At 71.1% G+C, this 19,921-nt stretch carries 11 protein-coding genes and 2 pseudogenes; 9 read left to right on the top strand and 4 right to left on the bottom strand.

The window, feature by feature from the left end; genetic code table 11:
- The first annotated feature begins 73 nt into the window (after positions 1–73).
- Both C6376_RS08635 and C6376_RS08630 read left to right on the top strand, forming a co-directional pair.
- A complete protein-coding gene (locus tag C6376_RS08635) occupies positions 74–1,417 on the top strand; it encodes a wax ester/triacylglycerol synthase domain-containing protein (protein ID WP_159083185.1) in 1,344 nt (447 codons plus the stop codon).
- Positions 1,418–2,285: 868 nt separating this feature from the next.
- Positions 2,286–4,088 (top strand): annotated as a pseudogene (locus C6376_RS08630) (RICIN domain-containing protein); the annotation flags it as partial.
- 818 nt (positions 4,089–4,906) lie between these two features.
- On the opposite strand, the gene C6376_RS08625 reads toward C6376_RS08630, so the two are convergent.
- The 3 genes from C6376_RS08625 to C6376_RS08615 form a co-directional block, all read right to left on the bottom strand.
- The gene (locus tag C6376_RS08625; protein ID WP_107442874.1) at positions 4,907–5,173 is read right to left on the bottom strand and encodes a hypothetical protein; all 267 of its coding nucleotides are present in this window, start codon (positions 5,171–5,173) and stop codon (positions 4,907–4,909) included.
- A gap of 492 nt (positions 5,174–5,665) precedes the next feature.
- Positions 5,666–6,325, bottom strand: coding sequence for a hypothetical protein (locus C6376_RS08620; protein ID WP_107442873.1), 660 nt, complete (start codon positions 6,323–6,325; stop codon positions 5,666–5,668).
- 107 nt (positions 6,326–6,432) lie between these two features.
- A complete protein-coding gene (locus C6376_RS08615; protein ID WP_107442872.1) occupies positions 6,433–10,224 on the bottom strand; it encodes a hypothetical protein in 3,792 nt (1,263 codons plus the stop codon).
- A 380-nt stretch (positions 10,225–10,604) separates the two neighbouring features.
- Between C6376_RS08615 and C6376_RS08610 the strand changes: the two genes are divergently transcribed.
- On the top strand, positions 10,605–11,594 hold the full coding sequence (locus C6376_RS08610) for a ribosome-inactivating family protein (protein ID WP_107442871.1): 990 nt from the start codon (positions 10,605–10,607) through the stop codon (positions 11,592–11,594).
- A gap of 527 nt (positions 11,595–12,121) precedes the next feature.
- On the opposite strand, the gene C6376_RS08605 is transcribed toward C6376_RS08610, so the two are convergent.
- Positions 12,122–12,817: an SDR family NAD(P)-dependent oxidoreductase gene (locus C6376_RS08605; RefSeq protein ID WP_107442870.1), complete on the bottom strand. Its 696-nt coding sequence runs from the start codon at positions 12,815–12,817 to the stop codon at positions 12,122–12,124.
- Between the two features lie 102 nt (positions 12,818–12,919).
- On the opposite strand from C6376_RS08605, the gene C6376_RS08600 reads away from it, so the two are divergent.
- The 6 genes and pseudogenes from C6376_RS08600 (at position 12,920) to C6376_RS08575 (ending at position 19,745) form a co-directional block, all read left to right on the top strand.
- A complete protein-coding gene (locus tag C6376_RS08600) occupies positions 12,920–13,798 on the top strand; it encodes a helix-turn-helix transcriptional regulator (RefSeq protein ID WP_107442869.1) in 879 nt (292 codons plus the stop codon).
- Positions 13,799–14,210: 412 nt separating this feature from the next.
- Complete coding sequence (locus C6376_RS08595; protein ID WP_107442868.1) at positions 14,211–14,411, top strand: hypothetical protein; 201 nt, start codon at positions 14,211–14,213, stop codon at positions 14,409–14,411.
- 66 nt (positions 14,412–14,477) lie between these two features.
- The gene (locus C6376_RS08590; protein WP_107442867.1) at positions 14,478–15,140 is read left to right on the top strand and encodes a PadR family transcriptional regulator; all 663 of its coding nucleotides are present in this window, start codon (positions 14,478–14,480) and stop codon (positions 15,138–15,140) included.
- Between the two features lie 208 nt (positions 15,141–15,348).
- Entirely contained in the window at positions 15,349–16,089 is a 741-nt protein-coding gene (locus C6376_RS08585; RefSeq protein ID WP_107442866.1) for an ABC transporter ATP-binding protein, read from the top strand.
- A pseudogene (locus C6376_RS08580) lies at positions 16,086–18,953 on the top strand (FtsX-like permease family protein). The gene C6376_RS08585 and the pseudogene C6376_RS08580 overlap by 4 nt, the downstream one beginning before the upstream one ends.
- Positions 18,954–19,082: 129 nt before the next feature.
- Positions 19,083–19,745 (top strand): hypothetical protein, encoded by a 663-nt coding sequence (locus C6376_RS08575; protein WP_254075880.1) that lies wholly within the window; start codon positions 19,083–19,085, stop codon positions 19,743–19,745.
- Positions 19,746–19,921 lie beyond the last annotated feature (176 nt).

The following is a 19,921-nucleotide window of genomic DNA, read 5'->3' as shown; positions in this document are numbered from 1 at the left end:
ACCCCCGTCCTCCGGGGGCCGGACCCGCGCGGGGCCGGCCCCCGTCGGGGACGCCCACGACAGGAGCAGTCTCATGCCCGGATCGCATCTGCCCTTGATGGAAGAGGGTATGGCCCGCTGGCCGTTCGGCCCGCCGAACGCCGGGATCGCCCTGGACTTCACGGGCGTCGCGCCCACGCCGGACGAGCTGCGGGCGCTGGTCGGCGACCGCTGGAAGGCGCTGCCCCGGCTCACCCAGACCCTGGTCGCCCCCGGCGGACCCCGGACGGGCCTCGCCTGGTGGACCGGCCGGCATCGCTGGGCACGACGGGACGGCCACGACCTGGGCCGGCAGGTCGACGACGCTGACGGCACCCTGCGGGACGCCGTGCGGCTGTGGTTCCACACGCCGTTCCCCGCCGACCGGCCGCCGTGGAGCCTGCACCTGCTGCCGTTCTCCGCCGAGGGGGAGTTCTCCCTCCTCTTCCGGATGCATCACAGCCTGCTGGACGGCCGTTCGCTGACGACCCTGCTGCGGGCCCTGCTCGACGACGGCGGCCCGCTGGACGGCGCCGCCTCCCTGGCCGTGCCGGGGCCCCGGAGAAGGACGGTCCAGCCGGCCCGGACCGTGGGGGGCCCGCCGGGGCTGCTCACCGCGGGACGCGCGATCCCCCTGCCGCACCGGGGGGCGCGGGAACCGGCCTACACGGTCGTGCGGCTGCGCGCCGACCTGCTGCGGGCCGCGCGCGAGGCCGCGTCCGCCCGCACGGCGACCACCAACGAGGTGTTCCTGGCGGCGGTCTCGGGCGTTCTGCGCTCCTGCCTGTCCGCCGCGGAAACCGCCCCTCCCGTCTCCGGGACGGCCTCCGACGGTGACCGGGGCCGCAGCGGCGACCGGGGCCGGGGCCGGGGGAGGGAGAGGGGGCGGGAGCCGGGGCAGGTCTGGCTGTCGGTCCCGGTCGACGAACGCCCCGACGACTGCGGTGAGTTCCTCGGCAACGCGTTCGCCAACGTCCGCGTGCCGGCGCCGGTGACCCTGTCCGACCCCGCGGCCCGGCTGACCGCGTGCACCGGTCTGCTGACCCCGGTCACCCGGCCCCGGCGCACCTCCGAGAAGCTGGTCGAGGGCACGCTCGCGGCGGTGCCCGGGGCGACCATGGCCCTGGCCGGCGGGAAGATCTTCGCTCCCGCGTACGCACCGGCCGCCTGCTCCTACGTCCACCTGCGCGAACAGGGCCAGACGCTGGCCGGACGACCGTTGCGTCGCCTCACCGTCGTCCCCATGGTGCCGCCGGCCGGCACGGTCACCTTCGCGCTGGGCGGCTGCACCCAGGGTCACACGCTGAGCGTCGCCACCAACTCGGGCAGCCAGGACGCCGAACTGCTGGCGGAGGCCTTCCTCGACGAGCTCACCCTCCTCGCCGAACGAACCCCCTGAACGCCCGCCGGCCCCACACAGCCGGGCCCCGCAGCGAACGAAGCGGGACCTCAAGACTCACGACGCCGACAACGGGACCATATGTTCGGTCCCGCGCAGGCCGGCCACACGGCATCCGCCCTGACTCCGTCATCGCCGGCCGGCGACGTCCCACATCCGTACCCGGCCCTGGTGGTCGGCGGCGCTGCCGACCCGGCCGATGTCTCGCGGGCAGCGTGTCCGCCCAGAACCGCAACCCGCTGCCCTTCCACGACGACAACCAGCCGCTCTTCGACCACGACACCGAATGACCATGGCTCTTCTCTGGAAGTCGGACGATTCGGCCGGGCAGGGTGCCGATGCCCGTATGCCTCGTCCGAGACGGCTCGTCAGGAAGCCACGCCACGACAGGAATGCTGAGTCCGCGTCACGTCCGCCCGGCAGCGTTGAAGCCCCTGACGAGGTCCGTGCGGCGCCCGGGGTACGGACGGTAGCCGTATCGCCTTGTCGGCACACGGAACGAGGATGATCGCGGATCCTCTCCCCTGCCCTCGTGCCGCTCTGCGGGTAGCGGTGGCGTGGCCCGCCGCAGAGGGGGCCGCGGGGAACAGGGGCCTGGTTCCGCTTCCAGGATGCAGCCGGCCGGGGGCTGACCGCGTAGCCATGCCTTTGGTGAGAAAGTGTGCGGTTTCGTTCGAGTGATCGTCAATCACCGACGTTATTCCACAACATCATGTGCCACGGGTCTTGACTCCGGCGTGGAGGCCACCACAGACTCCGCCTGACCGCGCAGTCATACGGCTTCGTATGACCGCGCGGTCATACGAAGCCGTACGACTGCGACTCCACGGCGGAGCGCGGGACCCGACGCCGTGAAGATGGAGAGGTTATGCAAAGAGGAAAAGCAGCGAAGGCGCTGGGAACCTTCGCCGCGGCAGCCGCGATGCTGGTGATCCCCACGGCCGGTGCGCAGGCGTACAACCCGACGGGCGGGGTCATGTACCAGCTCGGGAACGAGCCCTGTCTGAAGGGCCGGGGGAACTGCGCGATCTATGTGAAGTCGGCGCAGCTGGAGAGCGGGCGTCTCGTCGCGTCGTTCGAGAAGGCCACGGTCGTGCCGGAGACGGGAAGCGCCGACGGCGAGACCCTGCCCGTCTACAAGAGCGACGACTACGGAACGTCGTGGCAGCCGCTGTCGGAGGTCGAGGCTCCGGCATACCTCTCCGACGACCCCAAGTACGCGAAGTACACGAGCAACTGGGGAGCGCCGTACCTCTACACGCTTCCGCAGGACGTCGGCGACCTGAAGAAGGGCACACTGCTCCTCGCGAGCGTCGTGACGGGCGACGACCACTACTACCTTGAGCACAAGGCGGCCGACCCGAACTGGACGCCGTCCAACGACGGCGACCGCAGTGACGTGGCGATGGCCCTGTACTCCAGCACCGACGACGGCGTGACATGGGACGTCCTCAACATCATCGCCATGGGCGGCTGGCAGGGCGGCAGCGCGGGCGCGGTCGGCACGAACATCGCCGCCGCGAACACGTACAAGCAGGTGGACCCCCTGTGGGAGCCGTACCTGATGGTCTACAAGGGCCAACTCGTCTGCTACTACTCGGACGAGAACGACTACACCGGCTTCGACCCGGTCACCGGTGCCCCCACGCTGGACGCCGCGAACGACACCGCCCCGGACTCCCACGGGCAGATCCTCGCCCACAAGACCTGGGACGGACGGAGCCCCCAGTGGAGCGACCCCGTCGTGGACGTGGCGGGCCTGACCCAGAGCATGGGCGGCGGCAAGACGGAGATCGGTGGCGGACGGCCGGGCATGACGAACGTCGTCCCGACCGCGGACGGCAAGTGGCTGCTCACCTTCGAGTACTGGGGCGGCGGAACCAACACCAGGTACGTGCTCGCTGACGACCCGCTGAAGTTCTACCTCGGCTCCCCCACGGGCACGGGCGTCACCTCACTGCCGGTCGACGCCGGTTCTCGTCGTCTCGCGACGAACGGCAGCCCGGTCCTCATCAGGCTTCCCGACGGACGCCTCGCCTACAACGCCGCCAGCAGTGGCAACGTCTGGATCAACGAGAGCGGACGCAGCGACGGCGTGTGGAAGGAGTACCAGACGACCTCACGGGCCGGCTACACCCGCAACCTCCAGTACGTCGAGGGCACCGGCCGCGTCTCCATCCTCAACCACCAGGGCACCTCCACGCTCCGCTACGCCGAGGTCGACTTCGGACGTTCCGAGGGGGCCTATTACCAGCTCGTGAACCGCAGGACCGGCCAGGTGATCGGTACCGGGAACAAGACCAACGACGCGAACATCGGCAACGGGGACGTGCCCGACGTCCGCCTGGAGGACGCCGGCTCGGCGGCGAACAAGGACACGCAGTACTGGCACCTGGTCACCAAGGCCGACGGCGCCCTGACGCTGCTGAACAAGTCGGGCGGCCGTGCCGCCGGCATCTGGACGGCGAACGCGACGGTCGGCCAGCGGATCGGCCAGTGGGCCGACGACACGCCCGCCGGACTGTGGAACCTCGTCAAGACAGCGGGCGGGTACTACAAGTTCCAGGCCGCGAAGAACACCAACGTGTACCTGACTGGTGCCTCCGCCGGGGCGCCGCTCACCCTGCAGAACGCGGTCGAGGACGGCTCGCAGGAATGGCGGCTCGTCCAGCAGGCCCCGGTCTCCGCTGACCTGGCGAAGGACAGGCGGTCCCAGCGTCTGCTCGCGGGGACGGTCGGACAGGGCAGCACCGTACGCCTGAACGCCGTCGCGTCGGATCCTGCCGGCACGGCCCTGCACGCGGACAAGACGGGCCACGCCTTCGCGTTCGCGGCCGACGGGAAGGCCACGGACCTCGGTCCGGTCCCCTTCGACGGGGCCCAGAAGGGCAGCGTGACCCTTCCGGAGAGCCTCGCGGCCGGGGAGGTGAAGATCGCCGTGGTCTTCGACGACACGCCGCTGATGTGGGACACGACCAGGATCCGGGCCGCCGCCACCGAGCGATGAGCTGAAGTCTGCTGGGCCAGGGTGAGGCGCCCGCTTGCCGGACCTCGGCCCTGGCCCGGCCGGATCACTTGGCGGACGAGGCTTTGCGTACGGTGATGCGACGCACCGTCCGGCAGCTTTCCTCGGGGAACAGGTCTGAGGGCTCTTCCTCTTCGATCTTGCAATCTTCGACTGCACGAGAGTGCGAAAAGCAGGCTGTTGCCCGGCATGCATCCGACCTGACCGAGCACAACATCCACGACGTCGTCTGATGGGAATGTCGGGTCGTAGGGACTCGTGCCGCGCCTTCCACGGGCTGCCAGGAGCGCAGTAACCGACCAGGAGGACGAGTTGCTGCTGATGGGCGATGACTGAGCCAAAGTCCCCGTAGGCCAACTCCGGGACGTCGCCAGGTGGACGGACGTGAGTGCGCCCTTCTCAAGACCATGATCAGACCCGGCAGGTCGGCAACGCCTGCGATCGACACACCCGGCGGGCGGGGATCAGTTATGAGCGTCGGACGTGGACTGCCACGCCTGCACACCCGCTCGGGACGCCTCCTTGGCCTGGCGCCACTTCATGGCCGCCTGCTGTGCCGGGGGCACGTCCATCTCGCGGATCAGGCGGCGGCCTGCCGCGAAGACGGCGGAGGCCGCGATGGCCATGCCGACGCAGGCCACCACGGCACCGGCCGTCGTGAGCACGGCACCGGTCTTCACAAGCCGAGTGTTGATCTCGATCGTCCGTTGGGACTGGTGGTGATGGTTCATGACTCCACCATCAGACCGACGGATGCACATCGCATCTCGGCCGACGGCTCAGTCGCTGGTGAGGGTCCCGAACACGCCGGGTGCCGAAGACACCGGGTGGTGGTACGTACAGCCGGTCAGGTCCGGCCAGGAGATGATCGTCGTCCGGGACTGCTCCACTGCGGTTCTGCACCTGTGGATACGGGATGTTCCTGACACACCGGCTTGCAGAAGCACACCCCTCCACGGGCATCGCACTCTCCATCCTCGCTGTGGGCGACGGGCGTGCCCGGGTCGAGGGAGGTATGGGCTGACCGACTTGAGCCGGTCTTCCTCGACGCCTGCGTGATCGTCCCCGGAGACATCACGTTGCCGTCACCGCCAGGACGTGATCCCCGATCGTCATGCGCCTCGAGAACTCGGGTGCGTTGAGCGTGCCGCAGACTGGCCCGGCATCAGTGCCGCAGACACCGCGCGGGCCACACGGCATCCGCCCTACGGCGGGTCAGCGGGTCAGCACTTCCAGGTCGCCCAGTAGAACTGGCCCTTCAGTTCGCCGTTGCTCTTGAGGTACACGGGGGTGTCGATGCGGACGCCCGTGCCGCCCCTGCCGGGGTAGTACCAGAAGTAGTGGCCGTTCTTGCGCTTGCCGTAGTGGACCTCCAGCCAGCCCTGGGAGTGGTGGACGTACGGGGCGAACCACCAGGCGCCCCGTTTGCCGGCCGGGATGATCGAGGTGTGGGTCTCCGTCGCGGTGCGGGTGCTGCCCACGGTCCAGGTCTCGGTCTGCGAGGAGCTCGCCTTCACCCCCTCGACGATCTTGTCCTCGAACCCGACGGACACCTCCACGGACGTCGACCGCTCGAAGGAGTACTGGGTGCTCGTGGCGTTGGTGTCGGTGCGGGTGAGGGTCAGGTCGCGGTTGCCGGCGCAGTTGTTGATCACGTTGGAGACCTGGCGCCGCTTGCCGAGGGCGGTCCAGGCGTTCACCTCGTGGTACCGGCACAGGTCGGTCTTGCCGTGGTTGCAGTCCCAGATCACGTCCGGCTTGTCGTCACCCCAGCCGGGGCTGGTGTTGGCGCCGGCGGTCCCCGCGGAGAGGGGGACGAGGAGAAGGGCGAGCGCGGGGGCGAGGACAGACAGTTTTCCGCGGCCGGGCTTCTTGAGCTTCATGGGCGGTTCTCCCGTCGAGCTGTGGGTCTGTGCAGCGACGGGACGATCGTCGAAGCCACGAAGTTGATCGGCGACCCTCTCCGCCACCGCGATCAACGCAGGTCCGGTCAGCCGTTGCACACGTTCCGGTACGGCACACCCGGCAGGTAGGTCTGCCACTGCGCCCGCGACAGGCCGCCCCCTCCTGCCCGCTGGCACACCGTCCCCACCGCTCGCGCCGGGTCGATCGGGTACCGCTGCAGCGGGACGTGCGGGCTGCCCGCGTACACCGTGCCGCCGTCGGAGCCGAAGGCGACGCTGTCGATCTCCTCGCCGGGCGTGGTCACGGGCGAGCCCAGCGGCTGCTGGGTGGCGATGTCCCACAGCTGGAGGCTGCCCGCCTCTCCGCCGACCGCCAGCGTCCTGCCGTCGGGGCTGACGGCGAGGGCGCTGACCGCCTCCGAGGTGTCGCCGAATACGCCGTCGCCGATGTCGTCCGGCAGCGCGGCGAAGACGCTGCGCAGGATGCCGGCGCGCTGCCGCAGCTTCCCGTCCCACAGCGCGACCCGGCCCGTCTGGTCCCCGGCGGCGAACAGCGAGCCGTCCGGGGTGAAGGCGAGGGCGCCGATCTCGTCGCCCTGCACCAGATCGCGCGCCAGGACCTTCCCGGCGGGCAGGGCCGCGACGCGGTTGTCACCGGCGAGGACGCGGCCGTCGGGACTGACGGCCAGGTGGTCGCTGGACAGGGAGGCGAGGACCGCCGTCCTGCGGTGGCGTGCGATGTCCCAGACCTCGTCGGCCGGGGGGCCGACGGCCTCCGTGCGGCCGGCGTAGAGGGTACTGGCGTCGGGGCCGAGGGCGATCGTGAGCAGGGCTTCCGTCGACGTCTTCGTGGCCAGGTCCAGGGTCGTGCGGGTGCGGCCCTCGGTGATGTCCCAGATCGTGAAGGGCTGCCGGGACGTCCAGCTGCCGGGCGCCGAGATGCCGTAGGCGAGTGTCCCGCCGTCGGGGGAGAACGCCAGCAGGGCTGTGGTGTCCTCCGGGGACACCGGGGAGGAGGGGTCGGTGGAGACGGGGAGCTGCGGGGAGGGCAGGGTGCGCAGCGGGCGGCCGTGCAGCGTGTCGCGCAGTTCCACGCGGTAGTGGTCGCCGATGCGACGCGCTGTGGCCAGGGTGCGGCCGTCGGGGCTGAGCAGCACCCGGTCCGCAGGCTGGTCCTGCCAGGCGGAGGTGACCGCGGCCGAGATGTCGAGGGAGTGGACGGTGCCGCCCTCCAGGTAGCGCAGCACGGGGTACTTGTCGTCCAGGGCCAGCCCGCCTTGCAGGTGCTGGTTGTGCAGGGAGTGCCGGAAGACCGGGGCCGCGGTGCCCGGCCGCCATACCCTGACTTCCTGCGCGTCCGCGGTTGCCAGGAGCCTTCCGTCCTTGCTGAGGGCGATGTACGTCACGCCGGTGTCCGCGAGGTCGGCGACCTGCTCGCCCGACCGGACGTCCCAGATCCGCACCCCGGTCGGGGTCTGCGCGGCGAGCCTCCCCCAGCCTTCGGCCGGGGGCTCCCCCCTCTCGCTTCGCTCGCCGTCGCCGAGCACGAGCAGTGACCGCTCCCGGCCGCAGGCGTCGGTGTCGCGTTCCCAGCGCCCGTGCAGGGTGCGTCCGCTGCTCACGTCGCGCACCTGCGGTGGCCCGTCCCCGACGGGGCAGAACGCGACCAGCCGGCCGTCCGTGCTCGGCGCCACCAGCGTCGGGCTCTCCGCCCGGGTGGTGAACCGCACCCGGCCGTCGGCCGCCGAGCGCATCTGCACCTCGGAGTCGTCGTCGCCGCTCGTGACGTAGCTGCTCGAGGAGAACCACACCCAGGACCCCGGCAGACGGCCGCCGCTCCAACGGCCGGCAGCGGTGTCCCACAGCCGCGACCCGTCGCCCGTGTCGACCGCCAGCAGTCGCCCGTCAGGACTCGCCCCGCTCACGGTGCCGCTCCCTTCCGGCAGCCTTCCCGAACCGGTCCGCCGATGCGATGCCACGTCCCAGGTCCGCCACTCGCGTCCCTGGGCGCTGAGCAGCGTACGTCCGGAGTCCACCAGACGGCGCGTGGGTCCGTCGCCCGTCGTCGGGTCACCGAAGGTGTCCTGTTCCGGCTGGGTGAGGGAGTCCAGCAGCGCGCCGCGGGTCTCCGGCAGACGGGCCGTGCGCCAGGCCGCGACGCCCAGCAGTTGCGCGGTGCGTGGGTCGGTCGTCCGCAGACCGTCGGCGACGGCGGCGATGCGGCGGGCCGTGTCCTCGGTGGAGCGGCGCTGGTTGTCCCGCCGCTGGGTCCAGGCGGCCAGGCCCGCGACGAGGGCCACCACGAGGACGGCCGACAGCACACCGGCCGCGGTGCGGGCCCGGCGCGTGGAGCGGGCGGCCGCCCGGCGTTCCGCGTCCCGCGCCGCGAACGCGGCGATCAGGAACTCCCGTTCCGTCGTGGTCATTGCCGGGTCCCGCTCGTGGTCCGGGAAGTGCTCCTCGGCGTGGTCGAGCCGGACGCCCCGGTAGAGGGCGCCGGGGTCGCGGTCGTGCTCCAGCCAGGTGCGGGCGGCCTCGGACAGGGCCCGGTGACGGCGGAGCCGTTCACGGTCTCGTTCGATCCACTCGTGCAGCCGGGGCCAGCAGGTGATCAGCGCTTCGTGGGCGAGGTGGATGCCCTCCTCGTCCGCGGTCAGCAGCCGCGCGCGGGCCAGCCGCTCCACGACCACGGGAACGTCCGCTTCGGCCCACTCGTCGAGCTCGGCGCGGGTGAGGGGGCGGCGGGTGTCGGGGGCGCCGCGGCCCGGCTCGATCATCCGCAGCAGCAGACGGCGGGCGGCGCGCCGCTGGGACAAGGTCAGCTGCGCGTACACGTTCTCGGCGCTCGCCGCGATCGCGCCGCGCACGCCGCCGGCCGCCTCGTACGCGGCCAGCGTCAGCATCCGGCCCTTGCGCCGGCGCCAGGTCTCCAGCAGGGCGTGCGAGAGCATCGGCAGGCCGCCGGGCTGGTCGAGGACCTCCTCGACGATCTTCGCGGTCAGTTCCCGCTCCACCAGGTGCCCGACCGCCTGCGCCGGTCTGACCACCGCCTCGCGCAGCTCGTCGGCGGTCATCGGGCCGACCAGGAGTCCGGCGCCGGACAGGGCGTCCGCCAGGTCGCGGTGCTCGGCGCAGCGGGCGTAGAAGTCGGCCCGTACGGCGATGAGGGCCTTCAGCCGGCGGTCCGGGTCGCGGGCGGCGAGCAGCAGGTCGAGGAAGCGGGCGCGCTCGGCGCGGTCCCGGCAGCGGGTGAAGACCTCCTCGAACTGGTCGACCACCACCCAGCTCTCCGGCTCGCCCTCGGCAGGCGTGAGCAGATGGCCGTATGTCTGCGCGGGCCGGTCCCCGGGGGTGAGCACCCGCAGCACCGCCGGCCGCCCCCGGGTCGCCATCTCGTCCCTGAGCCGTGGGATGAGACCCGCCCTGAGCAGGGACGACTTTCCGCTGCCCGAAGCCCCGAACAACACCGCGAACCTGTGATCGCATACCAGCCCGTTCAGGTCCTCGACCAGCTTGTCCCGGCCGAAGAAGAGCTTCCGGTCATCCGGCTCGAACCGGGCGAGACCCCGGTACGGCGGCGGCGTGTCCTCGTCCTCCTCGCGCGGCGTCCCCGCCGCCTCGGCCTCGGCCTCCGTCCAGCGGGTCTCCCATTCCCCTACGTCCGCCGCGCAGGCGCGCGCGTATCCCCTCACCACCGCGAGGGAAGGCAGCCGCTCGCCTGCCGCCGCCTGTGACAGCGTTGTCGCGGAGAAGCCCGCTCTCTCGGCCATGCTCCGGTACGACGGGTTGCCGGCCGCCTTGCGGAGCTCGCGCAGTTGACCGGCGAGACGTTGTACAGGACCGGCCTCGGGGTCCACAGGTCTTTCGGGTCGACCCACGACGCGTCTCCTTACCTACCGCCGACGGCCTTCATACGGGATTCGCACAAGCCGGAAACAGCGACAACCTACCGTCCTGACAAATACCGAGGAAGACCAGAATGTCGGCATTCAGCTGTGACAAAAGGCATGCTCGCGCCCATCGAGCCGACGTCCGCGTCAGCCTGGCCGAGGCGGCGTCGGGAGCGATGACCATACGAGTCACCCCGCAACGGGAAGGTCGACCGCAGGTGACGAATGGGTGACGTGGCACGGGTCACGGTCGCGCCGAGCGGAATTGATTCCTGTGACAAAAGGGGCGTGCCAATCAATCACCCGGTTGCGAACGTCGGTGACAGCCAGGCCGGTTTCCGGCTTCCGAGTACACGGAGAACAGCGCCATGCACCATGCCGACACCATCGAAGCAAGACCCGGGCAGCGCCCCCGGAGGATCACCGTCACCTCGATCGTCGCCGCCATCGTGCTGTCGGTCTTCGCCACACTGCTGGGTCCGCTGGGTACCCTGCAGACCGCGAGCGCGGCCGACGGCAACCCGACCTTCCGGGTCGGAACCGACGACTCCAGCGACTACACACGCTTCATCGACGCGATACGCGACCGCATCAGCGACGGCAGCAGCTCGGACGTGGTGAAAGCCCACGGCTACCGGGTGTACCACACGCCCACCACGGAGGACCCGAAGTCAACCAACGCGTACTTGCGGGTGGACATCCAGGCGTGGGGGAACGACCACTTCGTCCGCCTGAACCTGCGCCGCTCCAACCTGTACCTGCTCGGCTGGTGGGACAAGCACGACACGTACCACTACATGGGTACCCGCAACGGCCCGGGTGGGAAGCCCCATGAGGCTGAGTCCTCCCGCTGGGACAACGGCAAGTGGCGCAAGTCCAAGAAGCAGCAGCAGACCTCCTTCGGCGAGAACTACGTCGCCCTGGAGCGGATCACCGGGCGCCCCCGCACCAGCGTGGGGATCAGCCGGGGCACGATCAACGCGGCGGTCTGGGATCTGTACAACTCGGCGAGCGCCGGGGAGATGGCGTGGGGTGCCCTGGTGATGACCCAGTTCATCCCCGAGGCGGTCCGCATCCGGCCCCAGCGGGACGGGATCGCTCCCGTGATGGGCCACGCCGGCGGCACCTGGAACGTCACCCCCGCCTGTGTCGAGATCCAGAACAACTGGGGCACATTGAGCAAGCACTTCAACGACCTGAACCGGGAGGACCACAAGCGGCGGGACGGGAAGGCGACCAGGGACTCCCACCCGCTGGTGGGCTGGCTCACCGACGGCGAAAACCACTTGCAGAAGATCATCCTGGAGACCGCGTTCCTGTACGCGACGTACATCCTGAACACGTCCCTGGGCCGCTGACGCCCGACCTGCACGGGAGAACGTTGCCGTCGACGCCCGCCGGAGGACCCGGCGGGCGTCGATCCTGTCAGCGAAGAGCCGCCACGAGCCGCTCCGTGTCAGTGGTCATGGCAAGCATCCTGAATCGTTCGAGTAGCGCAATCACGGTCCTGGACAACATGGCGAGGACAAGGCCCGCAAAGCCGTGGCGCCTTTCGCCCGGCAGCGCGGCGCGAAGTATCCCGAGGCCGTCAAGAAGATCACCAACGGTGAGGACGAACTGCTGGCGCTCTTACCGCGCCGGCAGGTTCACCCGGTGCCTGCCTGCCCGTTGTGGGTGAAGAAAGCCGACGAGGCTGTGCGGGGCGTTGTCGTCGCGGCACAGCTTGTGGATGAGGGAAGCCTCGGCTGCAGCGGCGGCGCTGTGCGGGACTCCTCGTCGCGGACGGTCGGGCGGGCACCCGGCAGGTCAAGCCTGAAACGATGTTCCAGTGACGGCCTCGTCCGTGCCGGGCCCGCTCCGGGTTCGCTCCGGGTTCGGAGGTGGGTCACCAACCCAGCACACCGTGACGGTCGCGGAGGGTTCCGGTCGGTCCGTCCGCGCCGATGGTGGCGAGTTCGACGATGGCGTCGGTTCCCTCGGTCACGGTCTGCGGGCCGCTGTGCCCGTTGAAGTCGGTCGCGGTGTAGCCGGGGTCGGCCGCGTTCACCTTCACGTCCGGCCAGGACTTGGCGTACTGCGTGGTCAGCATGGTCACGGCGGCCTTCGACGCCGTGTAGAGCGGCGCGACGGCCCGGCCCTCGACGCGCCCGGTGTCATGGGTGGCCGCGAACGAGCCCATGCCGCTGGACACATTGACGATGACCGGGCTCGCGGACTTGCGCAGCAGCGGCAGGAACGCGTGCGTCACCCGGACGATCCCCACGACATTGACCTCGAAGACCGCGGACGCGTCGGCGGCGGTGAGCTGGTCGGCGGGCAGGTGCGGCCCGAAGACACCAGCGTTGTTGATCAGGACGTCGATGGCGCCCTCGTGGGCCGCGATGTCGGCGGCGGCCGCGGCCACCGACGCGTCGTCGGTCACGTCGATCTGTACGAAACGGGCACCGAGTGCGTCGGCGGCAGCCCGGCCCCGCTCCGGATCACGAGCACCGAGCAGGACGGTGTGGCCCGCCTCGATCAATCGGCGGGCGGTCTCGTAGCCGAGGGACTTGTTGGCACCGGTGATGAATGTAGTCGTCATGCATTCAGCCTCGGCCCGCGGCGCGAGGACAACCAGTGCCCTGGGCGACGGTAGGACAACCAGTACCAGGCACAGCAGCTGCCCCACGGACACAATGGCCGAGTGGACGAGAACCTGGGGACGGCACTGCACCGCTGGCGCGACCGGCTTTCCCCTGCGGACGTCGGACTGACCTCGCGGCCCGGACGACGCGCGGCGGGGCTGCGACGCGAGGAGCTGGCCGAGCTGGCAGGGCTGTCGGTCGACTATGTGGTGCGGCTGGAGCAGGGGCGCGCCACGAGCCCCTCGGCGCAGGTCGTCGCGAGCCTGACCAGGGCCCTGCAGCTGCAGCCCGCGGAGCGCGATCACGCCTACCGGCTGGCCGGCCTCCTCCCCCCGCAGGAGGGAACGGTCTCCACGCATGTTCCGGCCGGGGTCCAACGGATGGTGGCCCGCCTCGGGGAGTTCCCGGTCGGAGTCTTCAGCGCCGACTGGACGTTGCTGTCCTGGACCCCCGCATGGTCCGTACTGATCGGCGACCCCAGCGCACGCAAACACGACGAGCGCAATCTGGCACGGGCGGTCTTCGCCACAGGGCCCGGCCGGCTCGCTTCCTGGCCCGTGCTCCAGGACGACGACGCCTTGAAAATTGACCTCGTCGCCGACCTGCGCACAGCCCTCGTCGACTACCCCCGCGACCGTGGCCTGACCGGCCTTGTCGAGGAACTGCGTTCCACCAGCGCGGAGTTCGCCGGACTGTGGGACCAGGGCACGGTCGGCCCGCACGTCTCGGCCCGCAAGACCGTCGTACACCCCCAGGTGGGTGAGGTGATCTGCGACTGCGACGTGCTCACCGTCCCGGGCTGCGACATCCGCCTCGTCGTCTACACGGTGGCCGCGGGATCCGCCGACGCGGAGAAGCTGGAGTTCCTGCGGGTCACGGGCGGCGCCCGCGCCGACGGCCCCGCGCCCTCGGGACCCGGCCTGTTCTCCACACCGTGACGATCGGGCAGGCCGGATCTCGTCCAGCCCCGTAGAGGTTCTTCAGCTGGGCCCGCAGGGGGACGCCGGCGGTGTGGGTCAGCCCGCTCGCGCCCCGCTCTCAACGGTTCCGCGGCCACGACCGCCGCATCCACCTCGCCCGATCGCCCGATCGCCCGTCCGCCCCGTCGCCCTCCTCCGGATCCGCCGGACCCGCCCGTCCGGCGGATCCCGAGCTGTCGGGGCCGCCCGACGAGCCCGCGCCCAGCGACTCCGCCTCCCTCGCGGGCGGCCGACGGGGGAGGGCCGGGAGCGGCCCGGCCGACCGGCCGACCCCTCCGGCTCGCCGTCCTCCACGAGCCCGGTGGAGCCCGCTCGTACCAGAACGGCAACAGAGGAGGAGCCCGCCGATAGGTCGGACGAGGGGGTCGAGGTGGTACCCGAGACGGACGCCCCGGCCGCCGAGAGCTCGCCCGCGGGGCTGCCGACGGCCGCTCACCGGACCGGCACCGAGGCCCCTCTCGACCTCTCCGACCGGCGGATTCCCGTGCTCACGCTGGGCGTGGGGCTGGCTCTGGCGGGCCTCGGCATCGGCTTCCTCGTGGCGCGGATGCGACGGACCGGTCCCCCTTGAGTCGGACCTCCGGCGTCCCTCTCAGGACGCTTGTCCACGCGGACTTACTCGGTATACATACTCGGTATGTCCATTCGTCACGGGCTTCTCGCCCTCCTGGAACGCGGTCCGCGCTACGGCTCACAGCTCCGTACGGAGTTCGAGTCCCGCACCGGCTCGACCTGGCCGCTCAACGTCGGTCAGGTCTACACGACGCTCAGCCGGCTCGAACGCGACGGCATGGTCGTGCAGGACGGCGAGGACGAGGCCGGCCACACGCTCTACGCGATCACCGACAGCGGTCGCGTCGAACTGCGCAGCTGGTTCGAGAACCCCGTCGACCGCACCAGCCCGGCCCGTGACGAACTGGCCATCAAGCTGGCCATGGCCGTCGGGGCGCCCGGGGTCGACATCCGTGACGTCATCCAGTACCAGCGCCGGCACACCGTGAAAGCCATGCAGGACTACACCCGGCTGAAGGCGCAGGCCCTCACCGCCGTGGAGAAGAACGGGGCCCGGGAGCGGGACGACATCGCCTGGCTCCTCGTCCTGGAGCAGCTGATCTTCCAGACCGAGGCCGAGGCGCGCTGGCTCGACCACTGCGAGTCCCGGCTGATCCGTCTCTCGTCCACCGCCCCGGCGGCGGGGCCGGAGCCGGTCTCGCCGGGGGCGGTAGCGGGAGCGGCGGGGACGGGGGCGCGGGCGGGGGCCGGGGCAGGGGCAGGGGAGGCCGCACGCCACCGCCCGTGACGTCCGCCCTTCACGACCGACCCTGAGCACCCGAACGACCGGGCCCACAGGGCCGACCGGACCCACAGGGCCGACCCGGTCCACCCGACCCACACGAAGACTCCGAACCACCCGACCAGACCCATACCGTACGCACGGCGCTGCCAAGGACCGTCCGTCCGTCACACCGACGTCCGGCCGTTCGCCCGCGTACGCCCGAGGGGGAACCATGTCCACACAACAGCAGCAGCCCGTGCTGAGTCTGCGGAACCTGACCCGCGTCCACGGCTCCGGCGCCACCGAGGTGCACGCCCTGCGCGGCATCGACCTCGACGTCCAACCCGGTGAACTCGTCGCCGTCATGGGCCCGTCGGGCTCCGGCAAGTCCACCCTGCTCACCATCGCCGGCGGCCTCGACAACCCCACCTCCGGGCAGGTCTTCGTCGAGGGCACCGACATCACCGCCCTCGGCATCAAGGGGCTCGCCGCCCTGCGCCGCCGCAGCATCGGCTACGTCTTCCAGGACTACAACCTCATCCCGGCCCTCACCGCCGCCGAGAACGTGGCCCTGCCCCGCGAACTGGACGGCATATCGGCCCGCAAGGCCCGCACCGAGGCCCTCGCCGCCCTCGCCGAGATGGACCTCGGCCAACTCGCCGACCGGTTCCCCGACGAGATGTCCGGCGGCCAGCAGCAGCGCGTGGCCATCGCCCGCGCCCTCATCGGCGACCGCCGGCTCGTCCTCGCCGACGAGCCCACCGGCGCCCTCGACTCCGAGACCGGCGAGTCCGTGCTGGCCTTGCTGCGCTCCCGCTGCGACGCCGGAGCCGCCGGCATCATGGTCACCCACGAGCCGCGGTTCGCCGCCTGGGCCGACCGGGTCGTCTTCCTGCGGGACGGCGCCGTCGTCGACCAGACCATGCGCAGCGACGCCGACTCGCTCCTGACCGGCCGGGCGGCCCAGCGGTGACGACCTGGTTCCACTCCTGGCGGGCCGCGGTCCGCATCGCCCGCCGTGACGCCTGGCGCTCCAAGGGCCGCAGCTTCCTCGTCCTCGCCATGATCGCGCTGCCGATCCTGGGCGTGAGCGCCCTGGATCTGACCCTGCGCAGCGCCGAACTCACCCCCGCGCAGCGGATGGAGCGCACCCTGGGTGCCGCCGACGCTCGCTTCTCCGACACCCGAACGGCCGGCGTGGCCATCCTGCAGGACCCCGAGGGCGAGAGGCACACCCCGGCCGGGGACTACGACTCGCCGGGCAAGCCCTGGCCCGACGGCCCGACCGATGTCACCAAGACCATCCCGGCCGGTTCGACGGTGCTGACCGACAGCACGGGCAGCGCCAAGCTGACCACCAGGCACGGTCTGCTCCAGACCGAGGTCCGTGAGCTGGCCGCCGTCGATCCCGTCGCCCGGGGCATCATGCGGCTGCAGGAGGGCCGCTTCCCCGAGACGAAGGACGAGATCGCCGCGACCACCCGGTTCCTGGAGAGCAGCGGGCTGTCCGTCGGCTCCACCCTCACCGCCCGCGGCTTCGACCGCACCTATGTGATCAGCGGTTCGTAGGAGTTGCCCAGCGACCTCACGGCACAGCAGGTCAACGCCCTGCCGGGGGCCTTCCTCGCGCCGTACGCCAAGGCGGTCGAGAAGGCCGGACTGTCGAAGCCCGACATCTCCACCGCCTATCTGGTGAAGAAGGCCGGTGGTTTCACGTGGAACACGGTCCAGGCGATCAACGCCAAGGGTGTCCTGGTCACCTCGCGCGTCGTGGTCCTCGACCCGCCCGCCGACTCCGAGGTGCCGCTCTACCAGAAGGAAGGCTGGGCCACCTACGAGAGCAGCGGGGGCGCCGACGCCGCCGCGCTCGCCGCCGTGGGCACGGTCGTCGGCCTGGCGATGCTGGAGATCTGCCTGCTCGCCGGTCCCGCCTTCGCCGTCGGCGCCCGTCGTTCCCGCCGCCAGCTTGGCCTGGTCGGCGCCAACGGCGGTGCCCGCAGCCACATCCGGGCCATCGTGCTGAGCGGCGGCCTGGTCATCGGCGTCGCGGCGGCCCTGGTCGGCATCGTCCTCGCCCTGATCCTGACCTTCGCCCTCCGGCCGTTCCTCGAGGACTACATGGGGCAGCGGTTCGGCGGCTTCACCGTCAGGCCGCTGGAACTGCTCGCCATCGCCGCGCTCGCCGTTCTCACCGGCCTGCTCGCCGCGATCATCCCGGCCGTCACCGCCTCCCGGCAGACCGTTTTGGCCTCCCTCACCGGCCGTCGTGGCGTGCGCCGCAGCAACCGCGTGCTGCCGCTGATCGGCTTCGGCGCTGTCCTGCTCGGCGCGGCCATCGCCCTGTACGGCTCGGTCGTCTCCGACCAGTTCGTGCTGGTCGCGGGCGGCTCGGCCATCGCCGAGCTGGGTGTGGTCGCCATGACGCCCGCCCTGGTCGGCCTGTTCGGCCGGGCCAGCCGCTGGCTGCCGCTCTCGCCGCGCCTCGCCCTGCGGGACGCCGTCCGCAACCGGGGCCGTACGGCACCCGCTGTCGCCGCCGTCCTGGCCGCCGTCGCGGGCACCGTCGCCGTCTCGACGTACGCCGCGAGCCGCGACGCCCAGAGTCTGGCCGAGTACCGGGCCAGCCTGCCGTACGGGGCCGGCGCCGCGCTCGTCACCGAGGAGGGCGGCCGGGACGTCCCCGCGGTCCGCGACGCCGTGCAGCGGACGCTGCCCGTCGACGTCCGCGCCGACGTGTTCCGGATCGCCGTCGGCAAGCCCGGCTGCGCCCCGTACGGCGAGGGCGAGGGCTGTGGCCGCTTCGAGGTCGTCACCCCGCCGGCCAACGAGTGCCCGCTGTGGGTCAGCACCCCCGACGGCTCCGACCCGGCGGAGAAGTACACCAAGGAGCAGCGGCGCGCGCTCGCCAAGGACTGGCGCTGCCTCTCGCGCGACGGCAACGGCGTCTACGTCGAGGGCGGTCTCCTCGTCGCCGACGCCCCGCTCCTGAAGGTCCTCGGCATCGACGACCCGGGCGCGGCCAAGGCCCTCGCCGACGGAAAGCTCGTCAGCTTCCACAAGCCCCAGGTCGACAGGAACGGCGCCGTCGGCATCAAGCTGATCACCGACTCGAAGGCCGCCGACCGCGCCGTCGAGCAGAACAAGCCGGTCCCGGGCGAGCTGAAGTCCTTCCCGGCCTACCAGGTGCCCGGCTCGCCCGACTCCTACGGAGTGCAGAGCGTGCTCAGTCCCGCCGCCGCCAAGGCCGCCGGGCTGACCACTGTCCCCCTCGGCGCCTTCTTCAGCACCGACCGGATGCCGAGCACCGAGCAGCGGCAGAAGCTCGACGCCGAGATCGCCAAGCTCGGCAGCAACGTCGAGTTGACCGTGGAGCAGGGCTGGGTCGACGAGAACGGGCTCGTCCTGATCGCGCTGACCGTCTTCGCCGGCCTGGTCACCATCGGTGCGGCCGGCATCGCCACCGGTCTCGCCCAGGCCGACGCGGAGGCCGATCTCAAGACGCTCGCCGCGGTCGGAGCCCCGCCCCGGGTGCGCCGCATGCTCAGCGGCTTCCAGTGCGGTGTGGTCGCCGCGATGGGTGTGGTCCTCGGCTCGGCGGCCGGTGTCCTGCCCGCGGTCGGGCTGCGGCTCACCGAGGAGCGCGAGCAGATGCGCTTCTACCAGGAGGCTCTCGACAACGGCTGGGGCGGCGCCGGTGACGCCCCGCCGTACGTGCCGATCATCGTCCCCTGGGAGACGCTCGCCGCCCTCCTGGTGGCCGTGCCCCTCGGCGCCGCCCTGCTGGCCGCGCTGGTGACCCGCTCCCGCGGGGCGCTGGCCCGCCGCGCCGCGCACTGAGCCTCCGTTGCCCGACCTTGCAGTGCCCCTGGACGAGGGTGATTCACCCTCGTCCAGGGGCAGGAGGCAGTCCCCGTCCGACGGGATACCGCTCGAAGCCGGCCAGCGCACCGTGATGGGACTGCCACCATGATGCGGCGGCTCTACCCGGGCAGGGGGGTCGAGGAGTGCGAGGGCTCAGTTCTCTCGGACGGCGTGTACCTCCCGGAGGGGACGGTGTATGCGGCCTGGTGGCCGGGTGTGGAGGTCATCGGTGATCGGGGGATCATGATCGACCTTCCCTCACAGCTCCCGGAGCACCTCGTGGCGGCAAGCGCCAGCCGACGGCTCGTCCTGCACAACATGCACAGCGTCGTCGACTGGCTTGCATTCGCCGTGTGGGAAGACGGCCGGCTCGTCCGGTCCCTCAGCCTGTCCCCGGACGACGGCGTCATGGAGAACATCGGCGAACCCTTCCCATTCGAACTGCCCTACTGGGCCGGAGACCGCTCAGCCGACATCATCCCCTGGCAAGACGAAGGCGAAGAGCCCTATCCGCTGCCCTTCCACCCCTTGGAACTGGGAGAAGACGCACTGCGAGCGCTCTGCGGCTTCGTCCAAGAGGGCCGCCCAGAGGCGGACGACGTCGACGCGGACCACATCCGACTCCACGGCTTCTGGGTAAGCGATTCACACGGCTCTGATCCCGCGAAGCAGCAAGCCGAACTGCAAAGCGCTGGCGAAGCCATGGGACCGCCGCGCTTCTACAGCATTGGTCCTGACGGCCTGCTGGCCGAGAACGACGGCGTTTAGCTCGCGACCTCCTCGTCCCGAAGCAACTTGGGTGGGGGCTTTGCCTTGGGCTGGTTTGGCGCTCACCTGCGCTGATGGTCCGCTGACCTCCGTGCGCGGCCGCTGTTGTTCGTCGGCGTTGTCACGCAGTTAGACACGCACCTGGTGGGGTCCTTCACTCCTCCCCGGGTGGATGA

The organism is Streptomyces sp. P3 (assembly GCF_003032475.1).
Taxonomy (GTDB): Bacteria; Actinomycetota; Actinomycetes; order Streptomycetales; family Streptomycetaceae; genus Streptomyces.
This window is presented reverse-complemented; position numbering and strand designations above follow the sequence as displayed.

Excerpts from the sequence above, each read along its gene's own strand:
- C6376_RS08585 (WP_107442866.1), top strand. The coding sequence starts at position 15,349 with ATGTCCACACAACAGCAGCAGCCCGTGCTGAGTCTGCGGAACCTGACC.
- C6376_RS08575 (WP_254075880.1), top strand. The coding sequence starts at position 19,083 with ATGATGCGGCGGCTCTACCCGGGCAGGGGGGTCGAGGAGTGCGAGGGC.
- C6376_RS08610 (WP_107442871.1), top strand. The coding sequence starts at position 10,605 with ATGCACCATGCCGACACCATCGAAGCAAGACCCGGGCAGCGCCCCCGG.
- C6376_RS08625 (WP_107442874.1), bottom strand. The coding sequence starts at position 5,173 with ATGAACCATCACCACCAGTCCCAACGGACGATCGAGATCAACACTCGG.
- C6376_RS08590 (WP_107442867.1), top strand. The coding sequence starts at position 14,478 with ATGTCCATTCGTCACGGGCTTCTCGCCCTCCTGGAACGCGGTCCGCGC.
- C6376_RS08620 (WP_107442873.1), bottom strand. The coding sequence starts at position 6,325 with ATGAAGCTCAAGAAGCCCGGCCGCGGAAAACTGTCTGTCCTCGCCCCC.
- C6376_RS08605 (WP_107442870.1), bottom strand. The coding sequence starts at position 12,817 with ATGACGACTACATTCATCACCGGTGCCAACAAGTCCCTCGGCTACGAG.
- C6376_RS08635 (WP_159083185.1), top strand. The coding sequence starts at position 74 with ATGCCCGGATCGCATCTGCCCTTGATGGAAGAGGGTATGGCCCGCTGG.